The sequence below is a fragment of the Roseivivax sp. CAU 1753 genome, assembly GCF_054482575.1.
On record NZ_JBTLRF010000004.1, the window covers coordinates 25,687 to 47,624 of the forward strand.

Genomic DNA, 21,938 nt, shown 5'->3' on the forward strand with positions numbered 1-21,938 from the left:
GCATCGCGATCCGGCATCAGGGACATATGAGACCCCGGACCCAGGCCCTGCTCGTCCACCTGTTGACCGCGTCCGGCGCGGTGTTTGCCATGCTGGCGCTGCTTGCCGCGGCGCAGGGCGAGTGGTCGATCATGTTTCTGTGGTTGGTGGTGGCCTTTGCGGTGGACGGCATCGACGGGCCGCTGGCGCGACGCTACAAGGTCAGCGTTTATGCCGCGCGGTTCGACGGGGTGATGCTCGATCTGATCATCGATTATTTGACCTACGTGTTCATCCCGGCCTTTGCGCTGTTCCAGTCGGGGCTGCTGCCGGGCTGGACCGGGTGGTTCGCGATCATCGTGATCACCTATGCCTCGGCGATGTATTTCGCCGATACGCGGATGAAGACCGACGATTTTTCGTTCGAGGGCTTTCCGGGCTGCTGGAACATGCTGGTTCTGGTGCTGTTCGCGGTGAAGCCGTCGTTCTGGGTGATCGTGGCGCTGATCGCGGTGCTGGCGGTGGCGATGTTCCTGCGGTTGAAATTCGTGCATCCGGTGCGGACCGAGCGGTGGCGGGTGGTGACACTGCCGGTGGCGCTGCTCTGGACCGGCAGCGCGGGCTGGGCGGCCTGGGTCGATTTCCCGCCCGACACATGGGCCAACTGGGTGCTGGTGGCGTCGTCCGCCTACCTACTGGTGGCGGGCGTGGCGCAACAGATCTGGCCGCCGCGGGACGGCTGAGCACAGGCCCCGGATGAGCTCCGGGGCCTCGCCGGTTGCCGCGGGGCGCGCGGGATCAGGCCTTCAGCCGGTAGCCGCGGCTGAACATGCGCCAGGCCAGAAGGTTGACGCCGACGGTCGCCACCAGCCCGATCACGAGGCCAATCACCGGGTTCGCATCCGACACGCCGATCATGCCCCAGCGGGCGCCATCGATCAGGTAGAAGATCGGGTTCAAATAGGTGATCTCGCGCAGGACCGGGGGCAGCGCCTCGACCGAGTAGAAGGTGCCCGACAGAAACGCCAGCGGCGTCACCACGAAGTTGGTGATGGCGGCCATCTGGTCGAACTTGTCGGCATAGATCCCGGCCACGATGCCGATCCCGGCCAGAAACGCCGCGCCCACCACGATGAAGGTCAGTGCCGCCAGCGGGTGCGCGGGCCAGAGCCCCAGAAGCAGACCGAAGGCCAGCGTGATCACCACCGCAACCACCAGACCACGGGCGATGCCGCCCGCGAGGTAGCCCAGCACCATCTCGGCACCCGACAGGGGCGGCATCAGCGTGTCGATGATGTTGCCCTGCACCTTGGCCACCACGATGGACGACGAGGTATTGGCGAAGGCGTTCTGGATCACCGTCATCATCAGGATGCCCGGCGCGATGAAGGTGGTGAAGGGCACGCCCATGACGTCGCCGCGCCGCGATCCGATGGCGATCGAGAAGATCAGCATGAACAACCCCGCCGTCACCAGCGGAGCCAGCAGCGTCTGCGTCCAGATATTGGCAAAGCGCAGGATCTCGCGTTCGCCCAGCGTATACAGACCCATCCAGTTGACGCGGCCGAAGCGGCGGGTTCCATGGTCTTGGCTTATCGTGTCGGACATGTGGTCTCCGGGTTGTAAGTCGGGCTTTCATACTTAAAATAGGGGCAACAGACGAGATGTCAGGCGGCTCTGTTCCGGGGCCGCTTTATTCATTGAGGTGGCCATGTCGTGGACCGATGAACGCGTTGAAACGCTTAAGAAAATGTGGGCGGATGGTCAATCGGCCAGCCAGATCGCGAAGGAGTTGGGCGGGGTAACCCGGAATGCGGTCATCGGCAAGGTGCACCGTCTGGGGCTGTCGAACCGCGCCGGAAGCGATGCGGGCGACGCCGCGTCGAAGGCCGAGGCCGCCAAGCCCAAGCCCGAACCGAAGGCCGCGAAACCCGCCCCCGAGCCGAAGCCCGAGAAGCCGGTGCTCGAGACCAAATCCGCCACTCCGGTGGCCGCGGCACGCCCCAAGATCATCCCGGCGGGCCAGCCTTTGCCGCCGCAGCCCTCGGCCAACGAGATCAGCCCCGAAGCGCTGGCCAAGGTCAACGCGGTCGAGAAGAAAGCCAAGAAGATCTCTTTGATGGAACTGACCGAGCGCACCTGCAAATGGCCGGTGGGCGACCCGGCGACGGTGGATTTCTGGTTCTGCGGTCTGCCGGTGCAGCAAGGCAAGCCCTATTGCGAGGCGCATGTGGGGGTGGCCTTCCAGCCGATGTCGTCGCGGCGTGACCGGCGGCGCTGAACCGCGCTTCGGGGCTTCGGTCCCGATCCTGCGGTCCTTCTCGGAGCTTGAAACGCGCGATTTCTACCTGCGGTTTTTGGGCTTCGACGTGCGCTTCGAGCACAGGTTCGGCCCCGGCATGCCGCTTTACATGGGGCTGCGCCGGGGCGACGCGCAGCTGCATCTGTCCGAACATCACGGCGATGCCACCCCGATTTCGGCGGTGCGGATCGAGGTGGCCGGGCTGGACGCATTTCTGGACGAGATCACCAATCGGGGTCATCCCCGGGCCCGTCCGGCCATCCAGATGCAGGATTGGGGCGACCGGGAGATCATCCTGATGGACCCGTCGGGCAACCGGCTGGTGTTCTGGACAGGGGTCTAGCCCGCAACGCGCACTTTCCCCGGCCCGCGCCTGTCGCTATACGCCCCTGCATGACACAGAACCCCCCCGATCTGCGCCCCGACCTTGCCCGTGCCCGGGTTGACGACAGCCGCCGCGACGGCCAGCCGACGATCGGCATGGTGTCGCTTGGCTGTCCCAAGGCCCTGGTCGACAGCGAACGCATCCTGACGCGGCTGCGCGCCGAGGGCTACGGCATCTCGGGCGACTACCAGGGTGCAGAGGCGGTGATCGTGAACACCTGCGGCTTTCTCGACAGCGCCAAGGCCGAAAGCCTCGAGGCCATCGGCGAGGCGCTGCGCGAGAATGGCCGCGTGATCGTGACGGGCTGCCTTGGGGCGGAGCCCGACTACATCACCGGGGCGCATCCGAAGGTGCTCGCGGTGACGGGGCCGCAGCAATATGAACAGGTGCTGGATGCGGTCCACGCGGTGGTGCCGCCGCGCCCCGATCCCTTTATCGACCTGTTGCCCGCGCGGGGCGTCAGCCTGACCCCGAGGCATTACAGTTATATTAAGATATCAGAGGGTTGTAATCACAAGTGCAAGTTCTGCATCATCCCGGACATGCGCGGCAGGCTTGCGTCGCGACCGCACCGGGCGGTGATGCGAGAGGCCGAGAAACTGGTCGAGGCGGGGGTGCGCGAGCTTTTGGTGATCAGCCAGGATACCAGCGCCTACGGCACCGACTGGAAGGATCGCGACAGCAAGGCGCCGATCCTTGACCTGGCGCGCGACCTCGGCAGTCTCGGGGCCTGGGTGCGGATGCACTATGTCTATCCCTATCCGCATGTGCGCGAGATGATCCCGTTGATGGCCGAGGGTGGCGTGCTGCCCTATCTCGACATCCCGTTCCAGCATGCGCATGCGGATGTGCTCAAACGCATGGCCCGGCCTGCCGCCTCGGCGCGGACGCTGGACGAGATCCGGGCCTGGCGCGCCATCTGCCCGGATATCACCCTGCGCTCGACCTTCATCGTCGGCTATCCCGGCGAGACCGAAGAGGAATTCCAGTACCTGCTCGACTGGATGGACGCGGCCGAGCTGGACCGGGTCGGGTGCTTTCAATACGAAAACGTCGCGGGCGCGCGGTCGAACGCCTTGCCGGATCACGTCGCCCCCGAGGTCAAGGAGGCGCGCTGGGCGCGGTTCATGGAGAAGGCGCAGGCCATCTCGGAGCGCAAGCTGGCCGCCAAGGTCGGTCAGGAGATGGATGTCATCGTCGATCTGGTCGAGGAGGATGCCGCGACCTGCCGCACCAAGGCCGACGCGCCCGAGATCGACGGCTGCCTGTTCGTCGATCAGGGTTTCGAGGATCTGAGCGCGGGCGACATCGTGCGCGTGCGGGTGGACGAGGCGGGCGAATACGACCTCTGGGGTCATCGGGTCTGATTGGAGTCGGGGCGAATCGGTTTTTGTGGTAGGATATAGGTGTTTCCATCGGTGACCGGGCGCAGCGCGGGAAGCGCGCACCGGACCCGGGTGGCCATTGGACGCAAGTCCGCTGCCTCGTAGACTTGGCCCCCGGTTTCGACGTCTTGCGACGCGCCACATTTATTCGGTCTGTATTCAAGCACAGACGGCGTCTCCTTCGGGGGGCGCCCTTTTTTGGTCCGGATCGGTCCGGCACCGTCTTGCCAACGGCCCGGCAGGGCGGCAGGAAACGGCATGGCCAAGCTTTACTTCATGTATTCCACGATGAACGCCGGGAAATCGACGCTGCTGCTGCAGGCGGCGCATAACTACGAGGAACGCGGCATGGCGGTGATGCTGCTGACCGCAGAGGTCGATGCCCGCGCGGGCGCGGGGCGCATCGGCAGCCGCATCGGGCTGGGCCGCAGCGCCGAGGTGTTCAATGCGCGCAGCGATCTGTTCGCGCGGATCGCGGCGCGGCGGGACGGGGCGAGAGAGGACGGTGCGGGAGAGCCCGGGCCGGACGAGGACGGGGCGGGGCTGGCCTGCGTCTTCGTCGACGAGGCGCAGTTCCTGACGGAAGCCCAGGTCTGGCAGCTGGCGCGCGTGGCGGACGATCTGGGCGTGCCGGTGATGTGCTACGGGCTCAGGGTGGATTTCCGGGGCAAGCTGTTTCCAGGCTCGGCCACGCTTCTGGCGCTGGCGGACGACCTGCGCGAAGTGCGCACGATCTGCCATTGCGGGCGCAAGGCCACCATGGTGGTGCGGCAGGATGCCGGGGGACGGGTGCTGATGGACGGCGCGCAGGTGCAGATCGGCGGCAACGAGACCTATGTGAGCCTGTGTCGGCGGCATTGGCGCGCGGCGGTGGGCGCGGGCTGAGCGGGGGCGCCCGCAAGCGGGCGGCGAGAGGCGCTGCCTCTCGCGCTCTCCGGAGTATTTTGGGTCCGATCGTGAGGGGGCGCGGGCACGCGGGATGCGCTGATGGTCCGGGGGGAGTGGCGTGGGCTGCGCGCGGCGGCTCAGGAGGCTTGAGGGGCCGCGCGTTCGACCAGTACCGAGCCCACCGAGTAGCCCGCCCCGAAGGAGCAGATCACGCCGCGGTCGCCCGGCGCCAGATCGCCGGAATGTTTGGCGAAGGCGATGATCGAGCCTGCGGAGGAGGTGTTGGCGTAGTCCTGCAGGATGTTCGGCTGTTCCTCGGGCGCGGGCGTGCGGCCCATGACCTTCTTGCCGATAAAGTCGTTCATCGCCTTGTTGGCCTGGTGCAGCCAGACGCGCCTGAGATCGTCCCGGGCCCAGCCCGCATCCGCCATGTGCGCGGCGATATGGGCCGAGACCAGCGGCAGCACTTCCTTGAAGACCTTGCGGCCGTTCTGCATGAACTGCATGTCGCGCCGGTCGTCCATCGCGTTGCGGGTGCGGCGCAAAAAGCCGTTGTTGTTGCGGATATTGTTCGAGTATTCCGTGGCGCAGCGGGTCGAGTGAACCTTGAAATGCGCGCCTTTTGCATCTTCGGCCCGCTCCAGCAGAACGGCGGTGGCGACATCGCCGAAGATGAAGTGGCAGTCGCGGTCGCGCCATTCGAGGTGGCCCGAGGTGATTTCGGGCGAGATTACCAGTGCTGTCCGGACCGAACCCGCGCGGATCATGTCGGCGGCGGCCTGGATGCCGAATGTCGCCGAGGAGCAGGCGACGTTCATGTCGAAGGCGAAGCCGCCCGCGCCGAGGGCTTGCTGGATCTCGATGGCGATGGCGGGATAGGCGCGTTCGTGGTTCGAGGCGGCGCAGATCACCAGGTCGACCTCGGGCCCGGTGCGTCCGGCCTCGGACAGGGCCGTGCGGGCGGCGTCGAGGCCGATCTCGGCCATCAGCGACAGCGCGTCGTCATCGCGCGGGGGCAGCTGCGGATACATCCGGGCGGGATCGAGCACGCCGTGCTTGTCGATCACGTGGCGCTGTTCGATGCCCGAGGCGTTGACGATGAAGGCGGAGGAGGAGTGCGGCTTGGCCGCGATGTCACCGGCGGCGATGGCGTCGGCGTGCTCGGCGTTAAAGAGATCGGCATGGGCGTTGAAGGCCGCCACCAACTCGTCGTTCGAGATCGTCTCTGGCGGGGTGAAGACGCCGGTGCCGGTGATCGCGGGGTGATGCATGTCTGCCTCCAGAAGCTTCGGACCGGGATATTGCGTTGGGGGCGTGCCCGCAACCGCAAGTGCCGGGCGGTCAGTGCATCCGCGCGCCGTTCGGGACCGGATGGTCGGGCGCCAGCAGCACGATACCTGCGCCGTCCGCACAGCCGAGTGTCAGGACCTCGGACATGAAGGGGCCGATCTGGCGCGGCGGAAAGTTGACCACCGCCATGACCTGACGACCGACCAGTGCCTCGGGGGTGTAGTGGTCGGTGATCTGTGCCGAGGTCTTCCGTTCGCCGATCTCGGGGCCGAAATCGATCCAGAGCTTGATCGCGGGGGTGCGGGCTTCGGGGAAGGGCGCGGCGCGGGTGACGGTGCCCGCGCGGATGTCGACGCGCAGAAAGTCGTCAAAGGCGATCGGGGCGCTCATGCGCCCAGCGCCCGAGAGCGCGCGGCGGCGGCGGCGACGGTCTTGCGGATGAGCGGGGCCAGGCCCTGCGCCTCGTCCATCAGCACATCGAGACCGGCCTGCGTGGTGCCGTTGGGCGAGGTCACGTTGCGGCGCAGCGTGCCCGGATCGGTGCCGGTTTCCTGCGCCAGCGCGCCCGCGCCCGCGACGGTGGCGCGGGCCAAAGCCAGGGCGAGATCGGCGGACAGCCCCTCGGCCTTGCCCGCGGCGGCCAGGCATTCGATCATGTGAAAGACATAGGCGGGGCCGGAGCCCGAGACGCCGGTGACCGCGTCCATCTGCGCCTCGTCCGTCAGGGTCACGACCTCGCCCACCGCCGACAGCAGCAGGTCGGCCTGGGCATACTGGTCGTCGCTGGTGGGCGCGTTGCCGACGATCGCGGTGATGCCGCGGCCCACGGCGGCAGGGGTGTTGGGCATGGCGCGGATGATCGGGGTCCGGTCGCCGAGCAGGGCGGCGAGCCGGGCAATGGGCACGCCCGCGGCGACCGACAGGAACAGCGTCGTGCCGTTGCCCAGCGATTGCAGCGCGGGCAGGGCGTCGGTCATCATCTGCGGTTTGACCGCCAGCAGGACGATGGCGGGACTGTCGGGCAGGTCAGTGTTGAGATGCGCGCCGGTGCCCCGCACCCAGTCCGAGGGCGCGGGATCGAGGATGGTGACGCTGGTGGCGGGAAGTCCGCGCGCCAGCCAGGCCTCGAGCATGGCCGAACCCATCTTGCCGCATCCCAGGAGCACGAGGCCGCGTCTGGCGATTTCGGTGTCGTTCATGAAAGCCCCCCGGCAACTGCATGTCACTGACCCTCAGGGGTAGCGTCCGGTCCGGCGCGTGGCAAGCCGCCCGGGGCTGTCCGGCGCCGGAGCCGTAAAACGCGACCGCGAGGGAGGGTCGCGGTCGCGTCGGCGGAGTTGACCCGGCGGGGAGAAACGCCGGATCAGGCCGTGCCGTAGGCCTCGGCGATGGCGATCTGCATCGCTTCGGCGGGTGTCTGGCCGCCCCAGACCATGAGCTGGAAGGCGGGGTAGAGGCGTTCGCAGGCCATCACGCCCGCGCCGATCATGGTGTCGATCTGTTCGGGCACGGCGATCTGGCCGCCCGAGAGGATCAGCCCGTATTTGTAGACCATCAGCTTCTGGTCGTCCCAATAGGCAAACGCCCCGGCCCAGCACTGGTCGTTGGCGCGGTTGAGCCCTTCGTAGAGGGCCGGCAGCCGCTCGGTGGGGGGCTCCATCTCGAAGGTGCAGATCAGCCGCAGCGTCTCGTCATGGCCCGACCAGGCCAGGGTGATCGAATAGGTCCGCCACTGGCCCTCGACGGCCATGGCGATGCGATCCTCGCCGATCCGGTCGAAATCCCATTCGTGATGCTCGGCCAGGTGTTCGACGATGTCGATGGGGTGAAGATCTTCGGACAGATATGCCTCGGACAATGCCATGGGCCACCTCAATTTTCATGTAGCGGAGGGGGGCTGGCAGCGCCCCAAGCGCTAGGTGCCTGCTCTAGTACAGGGACGAACGTTGTCGCCCCATACGACATATGGTGCCTGTGGTGGCACGCATCTGTAAAGCAATATTTTCGGGGAACCGGCAATAAGTTGTGGATGAGTGCTGCCGCTGACCCAGATGCAGGCTGTGGATATGTGGATAAGTTGGCGGGCGATCGCGGTCCCGACCTGCCGGGCGGGTCCATGTTCGCCACGACATCTGCGCGCTGTGACTGGTCTTTGTGCCGCATCTGGATTATCTGGCGCGGGCACGTCAGCAGGAGTCCCGATGACTGATTACGAAGCCCCTGGCCCCGTCGAGGAGAACTGGCGGGATGCGATCTCGTCGACCGAGGAAATCATCGCCGATGCCCGCAACGGGCGGATGTTCATCCTTGTCGATCACGAGGACCGCGAGAACGAGGGGGATCTGGTGATCCCGGCGCAGATGGCGACCCCGGACGCGATCAACTTCATGGCGACCCATGGCCGCGGTCTGATCTGCCTGTCGATGACCCGCGAGCGGATCGACGCGCTGGGGCTTGAGCTGATGTCATCGAACAACTCGTCGCGCCACGAGACCGCGTTCACCATCTCGATCGAGGCGCGCGAGGGGGTGACCACGGGCATTTCGGCGGCGGATCGGGCACGGACGGTGTCGGTGGCCATCGACAATGCCAAGGGGCCGCAGGACATCGCGACGCCCGGCCATGTCTTTCCGCTGCGGGCCAAGGATGGCGGCGTACTGGTGCGCGCGGGCCATACCGAGGCGGCGGTCGATATCTCGCGGCTGGCGGGGCTGAACCCGTCGGGGGTGATCTGCGAGATCATGAACGAGGACGGCACGATGTCGCGGCTGCCGGAACTGGTGGCCTTCGCGCAGCGGCACAACATCAAGATCGGCACCATTTCGGATCTGATCTCGTACCGGCGGCGCTACGACAACCTCGTGCGGGTCGAGAAGCGCGAGACGATCACGTCGGAATTCGGCGGCACGTGGGAAATGCAGGTGTTTTCCGACAGCACCCATGGCGATGAGCATATCGCGCTGGTGAAGGGCGACATCTCGGGCGAGGCCCCGGTGCTGGTGCGGATGCATGCGCTCGACCCGATGCTGGACGTGGTGGGGGCAGGGCCCGCGAAGCGCGCGGATGAATTCCGCGACGCCATGCGGACCGTTGCCGAAGAGGGGCGCGGCGCGGTGGTTCTGTTGCGTGACACGTCGATGAAGATCGGCAACGCGGCAGAGGTCAGCCCGTCGACGCTGCGGCAATACGGGCTTGGCGCGCAGATCCTGTCGTCGCTGGGTCTGTCGAAACTGGTGCTGTTGACGAACTCTCCGACGCCCAAGGTGGTCGGGCTGGATGCCTACGGGCTCGAGATCGTCGGCACGCGAAAAATCTCGGAGCTGGGCTGATGGCGGTGAACGAAGCACATTACACCCTGCCGCGCGGCACGGTCGACAAGCCCACCAAGGTGCTGATCGTCGTGGCGCCCTATTACCGCGATGTTGCCGACCAGCTGATCGCCGGTGCCCGCGCCGAGATCGAAGCCTGGGGTGCCACGCATGAGCTGATCGAGGTGCCCGGCGCGCTGGAAGTGCCGACCGCCATCGGCATGGCCGAGCGGATGTCGAACTTCGATGCATATGTGGCGCTGGGCTGCGTCATTCGCGGCGAGACCACGCATTACGAAACGGTGTGCAACGACAGCAGTCGCGGCATCACGCTGCTGGGTCTGCAGGGGCTTTGCATCGGCAATGGCATCCTGACCGTCGAGACCAAGGTGCAGGCCGATGTCCGCGCCGCGACAGACGGGCAGGACAAGGGTGGCGGGGCAGCGGCGGCGGCCTTGCATCTTCTGGGCCTCGCCCGTAAGTGGGGCGCTTCGCGCAAGGGCGCGGGCTTTGTGCCCCAGCGCGACGAATATCAGGTCGCAGGCGACAGCAAGGGCACGCCCACCGTATGAATGCTCAGAAAACCGATCCGAAGCGCGAGGCGCGCCAGGCCCGCAAGATGGCCCGTTCCGCATCGCGTCTCTATGCGGTGCAGGCGTTGTTCCAGATGGAGCATTCCGAACATTCCGCCGACCGCGTGCGCCAGGAATTCCTGAATTTCCGCTTCGGGGCTGAAATCGACGACGGCGAGGAAATGATCGACGGGGACGTGGACCTGTTTGGCCAGATCGTCGACAAGGCGGTGAACTGGCAGGCCAGAATCGACCAGATGACCGACCGGGCGCTGGTCGAGAAATGGCCGATCGCGCGGATCGACCCGACGTTGCGGGCGCTGTTCCGCGCGGCGGGGGCGGAACTGGTGGATTCGGACGTGCCGCCCAAGGTCGTGATAGTCGAATATGTCGATATCGCGCGCGACTTCTATCCCGACGGGCGCGAGCCGAAATTCGTCAACGCGGTGCTTGATCACATGGCGCGCGAGGCCAAGCCCGACGCGTTCTGAGCGGACGCGGTCCTGCGTCCCTTTGCCGGGCTGCCTTCCGGCGCTAGGTGTCTTAAGATGCACCATGCACTGGAAAGGCGGGAAAGCCATGCCGACGCTTGTCAAATTCTACATTCGCCACTCGCTGATCGGGTTCGCCCTCTCGGCGGTTTTCGTCGCGGGCCTGATCTGGTTCGACGTGATGGGGCTGGGCAGCTTGCTGACCCGCAACGCCGACGGGTTGCTGGGGGCGGCGCTGTTGTGGTTCTTCAGCGGTACGATCTTTGCCGGGGCGCAGACCGGCATCGCGCTGTTCGCGATGCACGAGGACAGTGACAGCGACACCGATGCCGACAATGACGACACGCCGCATGGCGGGTTGCGCGTGCCGGTCGTGGTGGAAACGACGCGGCGTCGGCTGTTGTAAGCCACCGCCTGCCTGCGATGTCCGCGTCAGCAAGGGCAAAAGCAAAAGCCGACCCCGTCCAGGAGGTCGGCTTTTTGGCGGCGGGCCCACCACAACCGTGTGGCTATCTCATTCCCGAGGACCTGTATATACAGGTGGGCGCCAGGTAATCAGGCCAGGGCCAGAACAGAGCCAGCTCCCTCGGAATTGCTTAAGGCCACCGGAATGCAACCATGCACAAGAAGGGCAGAACCCGCCTGCTCATGAGCTATGCCGCGCGGGTGCGTCGGACAAGGGGGGGCACGCGCTTTTTCGCATTATGTCGCAGGCTCGGAGATCTCGACAAGGTTGCCATCGGGGTCGCGCAGATAGATCGAGCGGATCGGCCCGGTGGCCCCGGTGCGCGGCACCGGACCTTCGAGCATGGCGATGCCTGACGCGTTCAATGCGTCGATGACCGCGTCCAGCGGGCGATCCGCCAAAAAACACAGGTCCAGTGTGCCGGGGCGCGGATGACGCGCATGGGGCGCGATCTCGTGCCCGGCGCGATGGATGTTGATCTTCTGGCGGCCGAATGCCAGCGCGCGGCGCCCGGCGCCAAAGGTCACGAGGGTGCAGCCAAGGGTGGTGTAGAAGGCGATGCAGGCGTCCTCATCTGCGGTCGTCAGCACGATATGGTCGATGGCAGCCAGCATCGCGGTTCACTCGGTCTCAAACCGGTAGCGGGCGATTTCCTCGGGCAGGAGCACGTAGATCTCGTCGGGCGGCGTGCTGAGCGCGTGCTGCATCACCAGCGGATCGATGCCCATGTCGTCGAGATAGGTCATCACCTCGCCCTGGCCGCGCTGGATATCCTCGACCGCGACGAAGGCGGGCAACAGGGTCGACTGACCGAAATAATGCTGGTGCACGCCAAGCGAGGCCCCGTCTTCGAGGGTGCGTTCGGCACCACCCGCGAATAGGTACGGGCAGGCGGAATAGCAGTATTCCCCTGCCAGCATCTCGGTCGCGATGCCCTCGGCCCGGAGGTGCCGCCCGAGGTCAAGGGCGTCCCGCACCGACCCGCCCGGCGATTGCAGCACCAGCGTGCGCGGCGTGGGCAGCACTTCCGCGAGGCGATTCCTGATACGCTCGGCATCGCCCGGCTCGATCCCGCCCTCAAGCCGCCAGGTGTCCGATTCGATCTGTGTCAGCGCCAGCCGGTCGGGCAACGCGCCCGGGTCGCGCACCGGGTTCAGGTTGGGGTTTACCCGCCCGGGATCGAAGGTACGACGCTGGTCGCCAGGGCGCACCGGTTCGGTCAGCGCCGGTGTTCCGGGCCCGAAGCCCGGCAGGCGGAAGCCGCTTTTGGACATGTCACCCAGGACCAGTGCGCCACCAATCACAAGCTGGAAAGCCAGCACGCCCTTGAGGGCGCGACCGACGGAGACGGCGCTCATGGCGCGCTCTTGCGCAGGGGGGCGACAGCACCCGTGGTGTCTGGCTCGGGCGTGCGGTCCGCCGCCTGTTCCGGGGGGGATGCGGGCGCGGCGATGTCGGTTGTGGCGGCCTTGGTCGCGTCGGCCTCGACCTCGCGGAAGGCCGTCATCGCGGCGCGCAACTCGCCCAGGGTCATGGTGTCGGCGATGGCCGCACCTTCGCGCCCGTCGCGAATCGCCGATTGGGTGACCGCGAGGATCAACACCAGAACGGCTGGCAAGAGGTCGATGGCGATGGCCCCGGCCCAGGATGGCACAAAGTTGCGCGCGTAAAGAATAACCGCATCCGCCGCCGAAACCGGGGTATAGGTCACCTCGGGCGCGGGCATCATGGCGATGACCGTTTGCGCCGCCCCTTCAAGGGTTTGCGCCCTTTGGCCCAACACTTCCAGCACCGAGGTGATCGTCGCGGCCTGGTCGCCGCGATTGGCCTCGGTTCGGCCATCGAGTTCGGGCAGGACTACCGACGCCGCCAGATCCTGCGCCGCGCGTTCGACAAGGGTCGCCACCGACAGCTGGCGAAGCTGGGTGATCAGACCCTGCAGATTGACCGCGGCCTCCGAAAACTCCACCGATCGCGCCTCGACGGGGCCGGGTTCGACCGTCAGCGCACGCATCCGGCTGAGGATGCCATTGCCTTCCGCGAACGCCTGTTCGACGCGCGGGGTCTGCGCCGCGATCTGGGTTTCCAGCGCGCCGAGTTCGGAGGCCTTCTGCCGCAGCACGCGAAAGACCGCGCCGCGTCCGGCAAGCCCGGACAGGGTGCCTTCGGCTTCCTGTTCGGACAGGTCCACAAAGCTTTGCCGCACGCGCGCGACATCCCGTTCCAGTGACTGCGCCGAGAGTGCGATTTCATGCGCGCGCTCCAGGCTCGACTGGTAGTCCTGCACGGTTTTGGCCAGGTGCTGTTCAACCGCCGCCGATCCCGCCAGCGCCGCGGCATTCAGCCAAGACGACATCGCGACAATGGCAAGCGATCCAAGCCCCATCGCCCCCAGAAGACCGGTGCGGGCACGGGCGGTCCGCACAGCCGGAAACAGCCGAAGCAGATAGGACCAGAACACGAAGATCCCGACCGAGACCGCGACCGAATAGGCGATGGCCGCAAACACCGACATGGCCCCGTTGTCGTCCAGCAACGACGACACGCCGAGATAGGTATAGATGCCCGAGGCAACCGCGAGGACGCCCAGAGCCGCGCCCGAAAAACTTTCGAGCCAGGTAACATGCGCCTCGAGTTCGCGGGCATGTTGAATGCCCCGCTCATCGGGCCCGCCCTGACGGACCGGGGCGGGGTTGGGTTGCTTGGCCATTGGTGGGCGCACTCCGGCTATATTGCGTGCTGGTGATTTATGCTTCGTTAACATGGGTGCAAATCATGTGCCAAAAAAGTGAGGCTTGGCATGTTCATGAATTGTTCGTATTTTGACGGTATGAATGTTCCCGATACGCCCTCCCTGTTGCCCGGCCAGCTTCTGGCGCGCGGTGTGTCGAGACACCTGATCCATGCCCATGGGTTTGCCTGCATCGAGGAGTTCGCTCCGGAACGCGGACGACGCGTGGATGTCATGGGATTGGGGGGACGGGGTGAAATCTGGGTCGTCGAATGCAAATCGTCCCGGGCGGATTTCATGTCCGATGGCAAGTGGCAGGGCTATCTCGACTGGTGCGACAGGTATTTCTGGGCTGTCGATCAGGACTTCCCGACCGACCTTTTGCCGGAAGAGACCGGACTGATCATCGCCGACCCCTATGACGCCGAGATCGTGCGCATGGCACCGGAACATAAGCTTGCGGGCGCGCGACGAAATGCGCTGATTCGCAGATTCGCCAGGCACGCGTCTTTGCGACTGCAGGCGATGCGGGATCCGGATGCGGGTCTCAGCGCCCCTTCCTGGAGTTGACCCTCAGGGCTGCGGCTGCGGCGGCGCGGATCTCCTCGGCGATGTCTTCTGCTTCGTCGGGGGAAAAATCCATCGGGATCTCAAGCCCATCGGCAGCAACGAACAAGCGTACCATGCCCTGGTCGGTTGGACCGATTTGAAGGTTTGCCTCGATGTCGCGTTCGTCGTTGATGCCCATGTCGGCCTTCCCGGTTCAATTTGCATGTCGTGATCGTGCAGCCGGTGTAGCGACCGTGTCGGTGATTTCAAGCCGCGTCGAACCTGAGCGATCCGCAACCCGGTGCCAGATCCGGGCTGACAATCGGGGCTTGCAATGCAGAAGCGTCAGCGGTATTTCCGCCGCCAGTGCCGCCTTAGCTCAGTAGGTTAGAGTGCTAGATTGTGGATCTAGAGGTCCCCCGTTCGAGCCGGGGAGGCGGTACCACCTTCTCATTGATACGACAGGTGCGATCTGAGGTGGCCTTTGCGCCAGCGCGGGTCCGGTTCATGCCAGCAATTGACCGGTGCAAAGGCGCAGAAACCAGTCGGTATGCAAAAGCCAATGTACATATCTGGGCTGAAAATGTGCATTTCATATGGTAGTTGTGCCCAAGTTGCTTTCCAGAAATCCAAACTGACATAGGGGCGGAATTTCAATCAACGGTAGCCGAATTGGAAAGGCCGTTCAGACAGTGAATATTCCGAATTGCCTTTTATTTGCGATGAAGTGGTGGGAAATCGAATGCCGGCTCCATTATCGCAGCACGGGTAGCTCTGCGTGCTGCCAGTAGCGATGAAGAGTTCCCAATATCGGCTCGTTCTGACCGTCATATCGGCCTTTGAGTAGATATCCTGCTACGTTCAACTCATACGCAGCAGATATGTCGCGTTCATTCAGGGATGTTGTCATGATAATCACGACCATGCTTTTCAGGCGTGCGTCGGCGCGAATCGCAGCCAAAAATCCGAGGCCGCTCATTCGCGGCATATTCAGGTCGAGCAAGATCACAAATCTTTTTAGTAGTTTTCCCTCGTCTCCTTTGAGGAACTTAAACGCGTCGACTCCATCGATGAAACGCCTCAGGTTAACAGGTGTACCAGTTCTTGCGAGTGTCCGACGCACCTCTTTCGCATCGAAATCGTCATCTTCGACAAGGATGATATCAAGCGGCGTACACACAACATTCATAACAGTTTCCATTTTTTTTGATTGTGCATCACGCTTGCTCGTGCTGGCCGTTGAGTGGCAAAGTAGGATATCGACTCGTTAAGTAGTTTTTATTCTCCTGACGCCCCGCCATGCTGCCGAATTTTTGAAGCTAGTCAGACGCAACAATCTGCTCTCGCGATGTTCGACGACGCACATATGGTCTATTTTTAGGTCGGTGAGTGTCCTTGTCCAAGAAATGGAGAATCTGAGTTTCTGTGCTCTTGCGATGATTCGGTGTGTTCACTGTTCAACTATGTCGGCTTCGCAAATCTGCAGCAATGGATTCAGTTATGAAACAAAAAATTGAATTGTCTCATAATTGGAAAGTGTCAAAATTTAATGAAATCCATTTACGTATAAGAAAGGTTTCGGAAAATTATTATAATGGAAGGAATGCCCTGATAAAAAGGGGCGTCCTCTGTTATTTATAATGCAGTCACTGGTTTAAGTTCCAAAAATACACCGTAAATCCTGCTATCGACATGCCGTGGATTTTACGATTCCGTCAGAAATTTTTGCATGCTTTTACGAATTCGTAACGCGTGAGTCGCAAGAATAGAGAGCACGTCGTGGAAAGGTCCGATGCGAGTCGTAGCCCATTGCCAGGTAAAACGCAGGTCTGAAGGGGGTGCCTTGTGGTTCCTGCTGAGGGTCTTGTCGGTCACAGTTTTTGCCATAGGTTTGGCTGTCGAAGCCTCTAGCGACGAAGCGGATCGTACTCTTAGGGTTGGGCACAACGAATTTCATCCGTTTGTCTTTACGGACGAAAGTAATCAGCCGGTGGGGTACTCAATCGATCTGATCACATTGCTTTCAAAACGCGCTGGCTACGAGCTTGAATTTGTTCCGTCCACCGGCCTTGGCCATATGCTTGAGTTATTGGAGCGTGGGGAAGTCGATGTTCTTCCCATATTGGCGGAAACGCCTGAGCGAAAGAACCTTGCGCGCTTCACGAAGTCGATAGGTCGGTTCACCAACAATCTGATCGTGTTAAAAGATTCGGAGATCACGGATCATGCAGTCATCTCAGGAAAGCGGATTGGATTCGTCCGATCTTCAGGGGCTGCGCGCACAGCCGCGTCTCTCGATGACGTCGTGCTTATGGGCTTCGACACGCAGTCCGAAATGCTTGTGGCGCTGCTCGCGGGACGCGTTGATGGCGTGGTCGCCGCAACCGAAGCCTTCATGTCTTTGCTAAAGGCAGTCAGAGACGATCATCGGGTCACTATTCTCGAACCGGCCCTGTCCGACCGACCCCGTGGATTTCTAGTTCGGCGTGACTTGCAACAGGTTGTGGCAGATCTTGATCAAGCGATTGCTGAAAATTTTTCGCCAGCAGAGGCCCAAAATCTCCACGAAAAGTGGTTTGGCATTGCGGACTTGGGTCGTCCCAAGCTTGGTGCGCATTGGATTTTGATAGGGTGTGCTGCATTTGGAATAGCAATAACCTCGATATCGGTCAGTATCAGGAATCGCAGGCGGGCGAAGCAACTTGAACAGGAATTAGCCGTTGTCGAGCACATGGCAGATGCGCTAGAGAACCTTGATATCCTCGTGACCATCTATGATGAAGAGATGCGACCAATCTACTGGAATGACCTGTGCAAGCTTTACGCTTCCGAACAAGTCGCATTGCTGCGCGAACGCAGGTCCTTTGTCGAGATATTGGCGCAATCCCGCATCAACGGTGTCTTTCTGCCAAAGTTGACGCGGGACGAGGCCAATAGGCATGCGCGCGAGATTGCCGATCGGGTTCGTGACGGCGAGGTGGTGCGCCGGATCCTCAAGACGCAGGACGGACGAACCTACGACGTCTGTGACGCCCGCGTGGCCCCCTCCATCTATGCATCCGTCCGCAGCGACATTTCCTTGATCGCGGAGCAAGGTGATATCATTGAAGCTCAGAAAGCCGAATTGGAAGAACGCAATACGCAGTTGGAGGGGTTTGTGAACATCGCGGCCCATGATTTGCGGGCGCCGTTACGGCATGCGTCGATGTCGGCGCGATGGCTCAAGGAAGACCTCGCTCATCAATACGGAACTCTGACGGACGACTTGGTGGATACGTTCGATACGATCGAGCAGTCATCGCAGCGAATGACACGCCTGATCGATGACTTGCTGACCTTTGCATTGGTCGGAAAGGCCGCCGGTCGGCCAACTGAGTTCGAACTGGAGCAGGCCGTGGCTCACTCGATCGAGCTCACTGGTCTGCCGGAGACGGCGCAAGTGACACAACTACTCGACGTCGCAGTGATCGAAGTGGATCAGACCGCGTTCGAAGTCGTTCTGCGAAACCTTGTTTCCAATGCCGTCAAACACCACGACAAGGAAGAGGTCCATCTTTTGATCCGCGCATACCGTAAGGAAGGCGTAGTTGTGGTCGAGGTCGAGGATGACGGGCCAGGTATTCCGGAAATGTTCCATGATCGAATTTTCAAAGAGTTCGAAAAGCTGAAACCGAAAGATGTCGTGGAGGGCAGCGGCCTGGGCCTGTCTTTTGTCCAAAAAACAGTCAATGCCTGGGGCGGAACGGTTTCGGTTGCAAATTGCGGTGCGCGGGGCAGCGTCTTCCGGTTCACCATACCCGAGGGGAAAGGACATATGGGGCGGGACACGGGGCGCGCGGCGGCGTAACCTTGCGATCGGGCCAGATCTTGGCGGTCGAAGAAGCGGTGCCACATCGCAGTTGCGGCAGCAGGTTTTTGGCCACGAGAACCCGGATGACGCCAAGCTACATCGGGCGCCCCGATGATTTCGGCGTGAGTGGCGCACAGAAGCGCCGGATTGAAGCACCGGCGTCGGTGCCTTCGGCTCGAAATTGCGCGCTGACCCATAGTGTGGGCTGGCACCAAACTCTGCAGGTGGCGGTCGGTTTCGGTGGCGCGGTGGTCGATGGCCCCTGCGCAAACCAGGCCAGGGCGGATCTATTCGACTGGCGTCAGCGCGATGGCCTGACGCAGTTCTCCGGCCGGAGAGAAGACCAAAATGTCATTCTGGTCAGTGACAACGATAATCAGGTCGCGCGCGGTGGCAACAGATATCGGGCGTGCGCCGGTCGGCATAGCCAATTCGGACGGGAGGGCCAGCGTGGCGGGTTCACGGAAGCGGATGACAAAGAGCGCAATGATCACTAGAAGGCCCGCGATCATCGTCGCCGTCAGCGTTGTGACCAGAAATTTGAGGAACCGGACGTCGCCGCGCGCCGACGCATCAGGTTGAGAAAGATCGTCCATGAGCGTCACCACGCATCGTTTTGAAATCGGGCCAAACCCACCCTCCAGGCTTGATAAGGCCTTGGCGCGGGATGTGCCAGACGACGCGGCACTGTCGCGAACCCGTCTGGTGGCCCTGATCGCGATCGGTGCGGTGCGAATCGATGGCCAGGCAGCGGTGGACCCCAAGGCCAAGGTTGCCGAAGGTGCGCAGGTCGAGATTGAAGTGGCCCATGCACTTGAGGTCGATATCCGGCCCGAGGCGATCCCTCTCGAGATCTTGCACGAAGATGACGATCTGATCGTGATCTCGAAACCGGCGGGCATGGTCGTCCATCCTGCGCCGGGCTCGCCCTCGGGGACGCTCGTGAATGCGCTGTTGCATCATTTCGACGGGGCGCTTTCGGGCATCGGGGGTGAAAAACGACCAGGCATTGTTCACCGGATCGACAAGGATACGAGCGGCCTGCTGGTGGTGGCGAAATCCGACCGTGCGCATCACGGGTTGGCCAACCAATTCGAGGCGCACAGCGTGGAGCGGCGTTATCTGGCGCTGTGCCACGGGGTGCCGGATACCGGGGATCCGCGGTTGCGGGGCATACGCGGTGTGTCCTTTGAGCCTGGCAATGTGATGAAGATCACCACCGGCCTCGCACGGCACAAGACTGACAGGCAACGGCAGGCGGTCTACTTTGACGGGCAGGGACGGCACGCGATTACCCGCGCACGGGTTCTGGAGACGTTCGGCCACCCGGCAGCACTCGCGCTTTTGGAATGCCGGCTCGAAACCGGGCGCACACACCAGATCCGCGTCCACATGGCGCATGCGGGGTTCGGGCTGGTCGGCGATCCGGTCTATGGCGGACGTCGCAGGATCAGCCCCAAGGCTGTCCCGGAGGCGGCGCTTCACGACGTTGCGGCATTCCCGCGCCAGGCGCTGCACGCGGCAACTTTGGGATTCGAGCATCCGGTCAGTGGCGAGCACATGTCGTTCGAGGCGGCGCTGCCCGAGGACATGGACAGCCTTCTGGCGACGCTTCGCGGGGCCTGAAACACATGTGCACATGCGCTTGAGAACGTTGAAATGGGGATCCAACTGCCGGGTTCGGGCGTTTACTCTAGAACAAGAACTGGCAGGCCAGACGCTTGAAACCCCAACAACTTGCTCCCATATGGGATGTTAAGTTAATAAACATTGGAGGGATGGGAATGAGCAATTACGCAAATCTTCCGGCACCGTCTCCGGAAGCGGGACTGAGCAGGTACCTGCAGGAAATTCGCAAGTTCCCGCTGCTGGAACCCGAACAGGAATACATGCTGGCAAAGCGCTGGGTCGAGGATGGCGATACCGAGGCCGCGCATCAGATGGTGACCAGCCATCTGCGGCTGGCTGCCAAGATCGCCATGGGCTATCGCGGCTACGGTCTCCCGCAGGCCGAGGTCATTTCGGAGGCCAACGTGGGCCTGATGCAGGCGGTCAAACGATTCGATCCCGAGAAGGGGTTTCGCCTTGCGACCTACGCGATGTGGTGGATCAGAGCGGCCATTCAGGAGTATATCCTGCGGTCCTGGAGCCTGGTCAAACTGGGTACGACGTCGGCGCAGAAGAAGCTGTTCTTCAATCTTCGCAAGGCCAAGAGCCGGATCGGCGCGTTGGAAGATGGCGATCTGCGGCCCGAGCACGTCAAGCGCATCGCACACGATCTGGGCGTGACCGAGGACGAGGTGATTTCGATGAACCGGCGGATGTCGGGGGGCGATGCATCGCTCAACGCGCAGGTCGGGCAGGAAGACGACGGGTCGATGCAGTGGCAGGACTGGCTCGAGGATGAGGACGCGAACCAGGCCCAGGACTATGAGGCAAAAGACGAGCTGGATATCCGGCGGGCCCTTCTGGCCGAGTCCATGGAAGTCCTGAACGATCGCGAGAAGGATATCCTGACCAAGCGGCGACTGGCCGAAAAGCCGATGACGCTGGAGGATCTCAGCGGCGAATACGACGTCAGCCGCGAGCGTATCCGGCAGATCGAAGTGCGTGCCTTCGAGAAATTGCAAAAGCGGATGACCGAATTGGCAAAGGCGCAGGGGATCATGCCCGCCAACTGAACTGCTTCGGGCAGGGCCCCTGACGGTCGACAGAATGAAAGCCGCCGGAGAGCGTTCCGGCGGCTTTCGCGTGCGTGGTGCATTCAGATGTCGCGCACGATCATGACCGAGACGCCTGCATGTCCGGCGATGGCCCCGCCATTCGACGACCAGAAGTAATCCGCGAGGCTTGGCTTGTGCGAGGCCATGATCACGAGGTCCACGTCAAGCGCGTCGACGGCCTTGAGCAGGGCATGGTCGAGATCGACCGCCGCATCGTGCAACACAAGCGGATGGGACGTCGCGTCGATGCCGTGTTCCGAGGCTTGGCTGGCCGCGAAATCCGCAAGTTTGTCGCGAAATTCTTCGGGGGAATGCGCCACGGATCCGGGGGTCGAGGCTGTTGCCGATACAAATGTGACCTTGGCGCCGTAATGCTTGGCGGCATCCGCGGTTACCGCAAGCGCGCGCGCGAGGCGTTCGATATGGGCCAGATCGACGGGTGCCATGATATGTTTGAACATTCCCGGTCTCCTTTGGTTTGGGAAGGCTGCCCGGGCGGACCCGCGCAGGAAAGGGGTTGATTGCAGACCTTAGCGGCCCGCGCGGGGCGCAACCTTGTCTTAAGTCAAAACGGCAGGGTTGGTGGTCGGGGCGGGCGCCACCTGGTGTGGCACGGGGTGCTTGGTGCCGGGGGCAGCGGCGGGCAAGGTCGCTGCCAAGGCGCGGTAACGCCTGCTGGAACGACAAACGCCCGGGCGTTGCCCGGGCGCGTCGTGGTCTTCAAGAGTGAGTGGCTCAGGCGGCGTTTTGCGACTTGGCCTTGGACGCGTCTGCAGGCTTTGCCTTGGGAGCCTCGGCGGCGTTTTCCGCCTGCGCCTTCGGCTGGGCCTTGGGCGCCTCGGCGGCAGCCTTCGGCTGTGCCTTGGGGGCCTCGGCGGCAGCCTTCGGCTGTGCCTTGGGGGCCTCGGCGGCAGCCTTCGGCTGTGCCTTGGGGGCCTCGGCGGCAGCCTTCGGCTGGGCCTTGGGGGCCTCGGCGGCAGCCTTCGGCTGGGCCTTGGGGGCCTCGGCGGCAGCCTTCG

25 protein-coding genes and 1 tRNA gene are annotated in these 21,938 nt (G+C 63.2%); 14 read left to right on the forward strand and 12 right to left on the reverse strand.

Annotated features, from left to right (window positions below):
* The first annotated feature begins 26 nt into the window (after positions 1-26).
* Positions 27-722, forward strand: coding sequence for a CDP-alcohol phosphatidyltransferase family protein (locus ACXYMN_RS09855; protein WP_459013439.1), 696 nt, complete (start codon positions 27-29; stop codon positions 720-722).
* A 55-nt stretch (positions 723-777) separates the two neighbouring features.
* Here ACXYMN_RS09855 and ACXYMN_RS09860 read toward each other — a convergent pair whose 3' ends face one another.
* Entirely contained in the window at positions 778-1,587 is an 810-nt protein-coding gene (locus ACXYMN_RS09860; protein WP_459013440.1) for an ABC transporter permease, read from the reverse strand.
* A 103-nt stretch (positions 1,588-1,690) separates the two neighbouring features.
* Here ACXYMN_RS09860 and ACXYMN_RS09865 point away from each other — a divergent pair, with 103 nt between their 5' ends.
* The 4 genes from ACXYMN_RS09865 to ACXYMN_RS09880 all read left to right on the forward strand — a co-directional run bounded on the left by ACXYMN_RS09865 (position 1,691) and on the right by ACXYMN_RS09880 (position 4,936).
* Positions 1,691-2,260 carry a GcrA family cell cycle regulator gene (locus ACXYMN_RS09865; RefSeq protein WP_459013441.1) on the forward strand — a complete coding sequence of 190 codons (570 nt, stop codon included), beginning with the start codon at positions 1,691-1,693 and terminating at the stop codon, positions 2,258-2,260.
* A complete protein-coding gene (locus tag ACXYMN_RS09870; RefSeq protein WP_459013442.1) occupies positions 2,244-2,624 on the forward strand; it encodes a glyoxalase superfamily protein in 381 nt (126 codons plus the stop codon). The genes ACXYMN_RS09865 and ACXYMN_RS09870 overlap by 17 nt, the downstream gene beginning before the upstream one ends.
* Positions 2,625-2,674: 50 nt before the next feature.
* Complete coding sequence (gene rimO, locus ACXYMN_RS09875) at positions 2,675-4,033, forward strand: 30S ribosomal protein S12 methylthiotransferase RimO (protein ID WP_459013443.1); 1,359 nt, start codon at positions 2,675-2,677, stop codon at positions 4,031-4,033.
* Between the two features lie 276 nt (positions 4,034-4,309).
* Complete coding sequence (locus tag ACXYMN_RS09880) at positions 4,310-4,936, forward strand: thymidine kinase (protein ID WP_459013444.1); 627 nt, start codon at positions 4,310-4,312, stop codon at positions 4,934-4,936.
* A 140-nt stretch (positions 4,937-5,076) separates the two neighbouring features.
* Here the strand turns inward: ACXYMN_RS09880 and ACXYMN_RS09885 are convergent, their stop codons facing one another.
* The 4 genes from ACXYMN_RS09885 to ACXYMN_RS09900 form a co-directional block, all read right to left on the reverse strand.
* A complete protein-coding gene (locus ACXYMN_RS09885; RefSeq protein ID WP_459013446.1) occupies positions 5,077-6,210 on the reverse strand; it encodes a beta-ketoacyl-ACP synthase III in 1,134 nt (377 codons plus the stop codon).
* Positions 6,211-6,280: 70 nt separating this feature from the next.
* Complete coding sequence (locus tag ACXYMN_RS09890) at positions 6,281-6,619, reverse strand: tRNA-binding protein (RefSeq protein ID WP_459013447.1); 339 nt, start codon at positions 6,617-6,619, stop codon at positions 6,281-6,283.
* The gene (proC, locus tag ACXYMN_RS09895) at positions 6,616-7,428 is read right to left on the reverse strand and encodes a pyrroline-5-carboxylate reductase (protein WP_459013448.1); all 813 of its coding nucleotides are present in this window, start codon (positions 7,426-7,428) and stop codon (positions 6,616-6,618) included. Before proC ends, ACXYMN_RS09890 begins: the two co-directional genes overlap by 4 nt.
* Before the next feature lie 164 nt (positions 7,429-7,592).
* Entirely contained in the window at positions 7,593-8,093 is a 501-nt protein-coding gene (locus ACXYMN_RS09900) for a type III secretion system chaperone family protein (RefSeq protein ID WP_459013450.1), read from the reverse strand.
* A 337-nt stretch (positions 8,094-8,430) separates the two neighbouring features.
* Here ACXYMN_RS09900 and ribB point away from each other — a divergent pair, with 337 nt between their 5' ends.
* The 4 genes from ribB (at position 8,431) to ACXYMN_RS09920 (ending at position 11,006) form a co-directional block, all read left to right on the forward strand.
* The gene (gene ribB / locus ACXYMN_RS09905) at positions 8,431-9,558 is read left to right on the forward strand and encodes a 3,4-dihydroxy-2-butanone-4-phosphate synthase (protein ID WP_459013451.1); all 1,128 of its coding nucleotides are present in this window, start codon (positions 8,431-8,433) and stop codon (positions 9,556-9,558) included.
* Positions 9,558-10,109 (forward strand): 6,7-dimethyl-8-ribityllumazine synthase, encoded by a 552-nt coding sequence (locus tag ACXYMN_RS09910; RefSeq protein WP_459013452.1) that lies wholly within the window; start codon positions 9,558-9,560, stop codon positions 10,107-10,109. Before ribB ends, ACXYMN_RS09910 begins: the two co-directional genes overlap by 1 nt.
* Positions 10,106-10,600 (forward strand): transcription antitermination factor NusB, encoded by a 495-nt coding sequence (gene nusB, locus ACXYMN_RS09915; RefSeq protein ID WP_459013453.1) that lies wholly within the window; start codon positions 10,106-10,108, stop codon positions 10,598-10,600. The genes ACXYMN_RS09910 and nusB overlap by 4 nt, the downstream gene beginning before the upstream one ends.
* Before the next feature lie 88 nt (positions 10,601-10,688).
* Complete coding sequence (locus ACXYMN_RS09920; protein WP_459013454.1) at positions 10,689-11,006, forward strand: hypothetical protein; 318 nt, start codon at positions 10,689-10,691, stop codon at positions 11,004-11,006.
* 296 nt (positions 11,007-11,302) lie between these two features.
* Here ACXYMN_RS09920 and ACXYMN_RS09925 read toward each other — a convergent pair whose 3' ends face one another.
* The 3 genes from ACXYMN_RS09925 to ACXYMN_RS09935 are packed head-to-tail and all read right to left on the reverse strand — an operon-like array spanning position 11,303 to position 13,776.
* Complete coding sequence (locus tag ACXYMN_RS09925) at positions 11,303-11,680, reverse strand: VOC family protein (protein ID WP_459013455.1); 378 nt, start codon at positions 11,678-11,680, stop codon at positions 11,303-11,305.
* A gap of 6 nt (positions 11,681-11,686) precedes the next feature.
* Complete coding sequence (locus tag ACXYMN_RS09930; RefSeq protein ID WP_459013456.1) at positions 11,687-12,424, reverse strand: COG3904 family protein; 738 nt, start codon at positions 12,422-12,424, stop codon at positions 11,687-11,689.
* Complete coding sequence (locus ACXYMN_RS09935) at positions 12,421-13,776, reverse strand: hypothetical protein (RefSeq protein ID WP_459013457.1); 1,356 nt, start codon at positions 13,774-13,776, stop codon at positions 12,421-12,423. The genes ACXYMN_RS09930 and ACXYMN_RS09935 overlap by 4 nt, the downstream gene beginning before the upstream one ends.
* Before the next feature lie 90 nt (positions 13,777-13,866).
* On the opposite strand from ACXYMN_RS09935, the gene ACXYMN_RS09940 reads away from it, so the two are divergent.
* Positions 13,867-14,367, forward strand: coding sequence for an MmcB family DNA repair protein (locus ACXYMN_RS09940; protein ID WP_459013458.1), 501 nt, complete (start codon positions 13,867-13,869; stop codon positions 14,365-14,367).
* Here the strand turns inward: ACXYMN_RS09940 and ACXYMN_RS09945 are convergent.
* Entirely contained in the window at positions 14,345-14,545 is a 201-nt protein-coding gene (locus tag ACXYMN_RS09945; RefSeq protein WP_459013459.1) for a DUF6324 family protein, read from the reverse strand. The genes ACXYMN_RS09940 and ACXYMN_RS09945 overlap by 23 nt on opposite strands.
* Positions 14,546-14,714: 169 nt before the next feature.
* Between ACXYMN_RS09945 and ACXYMN_RS09950 the strand changes: the two genes are divergently transcribed.
* Positions 14,715-14,791: transfer RNA gene (locus ACXYMN_RS09950), tRNA-His, on the forward strand.
* 309 nt (positions 14,792-15,100) lie between these two features.
* On the opposite strand, the gene ACXYMN_RS09955 is transcribed toward ACXYMN_RS09950, so the two are convergent.
* Entirely contained in the window at positions 15,101-15,535 is a 435-nt protein-coding gene (locus ACXYMN_RS09955; RefSeq protein ID WP_459013460.1) for a response regulator, read from the reverse strand.
* Positions 15,536-16,189: 654 nt separating this feature from the next.
* Here ACXYMN_RS09955 and ACXYMN_RS09960 point away from each other — a divergent pair.
* Positions 16,190-18,193 carry an ATP-binding protein gene (locus tag ACXYMN_RS09960; RefSeq protein WP_459013461.1) on the forward strand — a complete coding sequence of 668 codons (2,004 nt, stop codon included), beginning with the start codon at positions 16,190-16,192 and terminating at the stop codon, positions 18,191-18,193.
* Between the two features lie 290 nt (positions 18,194-18,483).
* On the opposite strand, the gene ACXYMN_RS09965 is transcribed toward ACXYMN_RS09960, so the two are convergent.
* On the reverse strand, positions 18,484-18,792 hold the full coding sequence (locus ACXYMN_RS09965) for a DUF6476 family protein (protein ID WP_459013462.1): 309 nt from the start codon (positions 18,790-18,792) through the stop codon (positions 18,484-18,486).
* Here ACXYMN_RS09965 and ACXYMN_RS09970 point away from each other — a divergent pair.
* The gene (locus tag ACXYMN_RS09970; protein WP_459013463.1) at positions 18,791-19,822 is read left to right on the forward strand and encodes an RluA family pseudouridine synthase; all 1,032 of its coding nucleotides are present in this window, start codon (positions 18,791-18,793) and stop codon (positions 19,820-19,822) included. The two genes, ACXYMN_RS09965 and ACXYMN_RS09970, sit on opposite strands and share 2 nt — an antisense overlap.
* Before the next feature lie 158 nt (positions 19,823-19,980).
* Entirely contained in the window at positions 19,981-20,877 is an 897-nt protein-coding gene (rpoH, locus tag ACXYMN_RS09975) for an RNA polymerase sigma factor RpoH (RefSeq protein ID WP_459013464.1), read from the forward strand.
* Between the two features lie 83 nt (positions 20,878-20,960).
* On the opposite strand, the gene ACXYMN_RS09980 is transcribed toward rpoH, so the two are convergent.
* Positions 20,961-21,380: a universal stress protein gene (locus ACXYMN_RS09980; protein ID WP_459013465.1), complete on the reverse strand. Its 420-nt coding sequence runs from the start codon at positions 21,378-21,380 to the stop codon at positions 20,961-20,963.
* Positions 21,381-21,938: the final 558 nt, after the last annotated feature.

What these genes read in the sequence shown, in the direction of transcription:
- ACXYMN_RS09855 (WP_459013439.1), top strand. Translation starts at nt 27, where the DNA reads ATGAGACCCCGGACCCAGGCCCTGCTCGTCCACCTGTTGACCGCGTCC.
- ACXYMN_RS09860 (WP_459013440.1), bottom strand. Translation starts at nt 1,587, where the DNA reads ATGTCCGACACGATAAGCCAAGACCATGGAACCCGCCGCTTCGGCCGC.
- ACXYMN_RS09865 (WP_459013441.1), top strand. Translation starts at nt 1,691, where the DNA reads ATGTCGTGGACCGATGAACGCGTTGAAACGCTTAAGAAAATGTGGGCG.
- rimO (WP_459013443.1), top strand. Translation starts at nt 2,675, where the DNA reads ATGACACAGAACCCCCCCGATCTGCGCCCCGACCTTGCCCGTGCCCGG.
- ACXYMN_RS09880 (WP_459013444.1), top strand. Translation starts at nt 4,310, where the DNA reads ATGGCCAAGCTTTACTTCATGTATTCCACGATGAACGCCGGGAAATCG.
- ACXYMN_RS09885 (WP_459013446.1), bottom strand. Translation starts at nt 6,210, where the DNA reads ATGCATCACCCCGCGATCACCGGCACCGGCGTCTTCACCCCGCCAGAG.
- ACXYMN_RS09890 (WP_459013447.1), bottom strand. Translation starts at nt 6,619, where the DNA reads ATGAGCGCCCCGATCGCCTTTGACGACTTTCTGCGCGTCGACATCCGC.
- proC (WP_459013448.1), bottom strand. Translation starts at nt 7,428, where the DNA reads ATGAACGACACCGAAATCGCCAGACGCGGCCTCGTGCTCCTGGGATGC.
- ACXYMN_RS09900 (WP_459013450.1), bottom strand. Translation starts at nt 8,093, where the DNA reads ATGGCATTGTCCGAGGCATATCTGTCCGAAGATCTTCACCCCATCGAC.
- ribB (WP_459013451.1), top strand. Translation starts at nt 8,431, where the DNA reads ATGACTGATTACGAAGCCCCTGGCCCCGTCGAGGAGAACTGGCGGGAT.
- ACXYMN_RS09910 (WP_459013452.1), top strand. Translation starts at nt 9,558, where the DNA reads ATGGCGGTGAACGAAGCACATTACACCCTGCCGCGCGGCACGGTCGAC.
- nusB (WP_459013453.1), top strand. Translation starts at nt 10,106, where the DNA reads ATGAATGCTCAGAAAACCGATCCGAAGCGCGAGGCGCGCCAGGCCCGC.
- ACXYMN_RS09920 (WP_459013454.1), top strand. Translation starts at nt 10,689, where the DNA reads ATGCCGACGCTTGTCAAATTCTACATTCGCCACTCGCTGATCGGGTTC.
- ACXYMN_RS09925 (WP_459013455.1), bottom strand. Translation starts at nt 11,680, where the DNA reads ATGCTGGCTGCCATCGACCATATCGTGCTGACGACCGCAGATGAGGAC.
- ACXYMN_RS09930 (WP_459013456.1), bottom strand. Translation starts at nt 12,424, where the DNA reads ATGAGCGCCGTCTCCGTCGGTCGCGCCCTCAAGGGCGTGCTGGCTTTC.
- ACXYMN_RS09935 (WP_459013457.1), bottom strand. Translation starts at nt 13,776, where the DNA reads ATGGCCAAGCAACCCAACCCCGCCCCGGTCCGTCAGGGCGGGCCCGAT.
- ACXYMN_RS09940 (WP_459013458.1), top strand. Translation starts at nt 13,867, where the DNA reads ATGTTCATGAATTGTTCGTATTTTGACGGTATGAATGTTCCCGATACG.
- ACXYMN_RS09945 (WP_459013459.1), bottom strand. Translation starts at nt 14,545, where the DNA reads ATGGGCATCAACGACGAACGCGACATCGAGGCAAACCTTCAAATCGGT.
- ACXYMN_RS09955 (WP_459013460.1), bottom strand. Translation starts at nt 15,535, where the DNA reads ATGAATGTTGTGTGTACGCCGCTTGATATCATCCTTGTCGAAGATGAC.
- ACXYMN_RS09970 (WP_459013463.1), top strand. Translation starts at nt 18,791, where the DNA reads ATGAGCGTCACCACGCATCGTTTTGAAATCGGGCCAAACCCACCCTCC.
- ACXYMN_RS09965 (WP_459013462.1), bottom strand. Translation starts at nt 18,792, where the DNA reads ATGGACGATCTTTCTCAACCTGATGCGTCGGCGCGCGGCGACGTCCGG.
- rpoH (WP_459013464.1), top strand. Translation starts at nt 19,981, where the DNA reads ATGAGCAATTACGCAAATCTTCCGGCACCGTCTCCGGAAGCGGGACTG.
- ACXYMN_RS09980 (WP_459013465.1), bottom strand. Translation starts at nt 21,380, where the DNA reads ATGTTCAAACATATCATGGCACCCGTCGATCTGGCCCATATCGAACGC.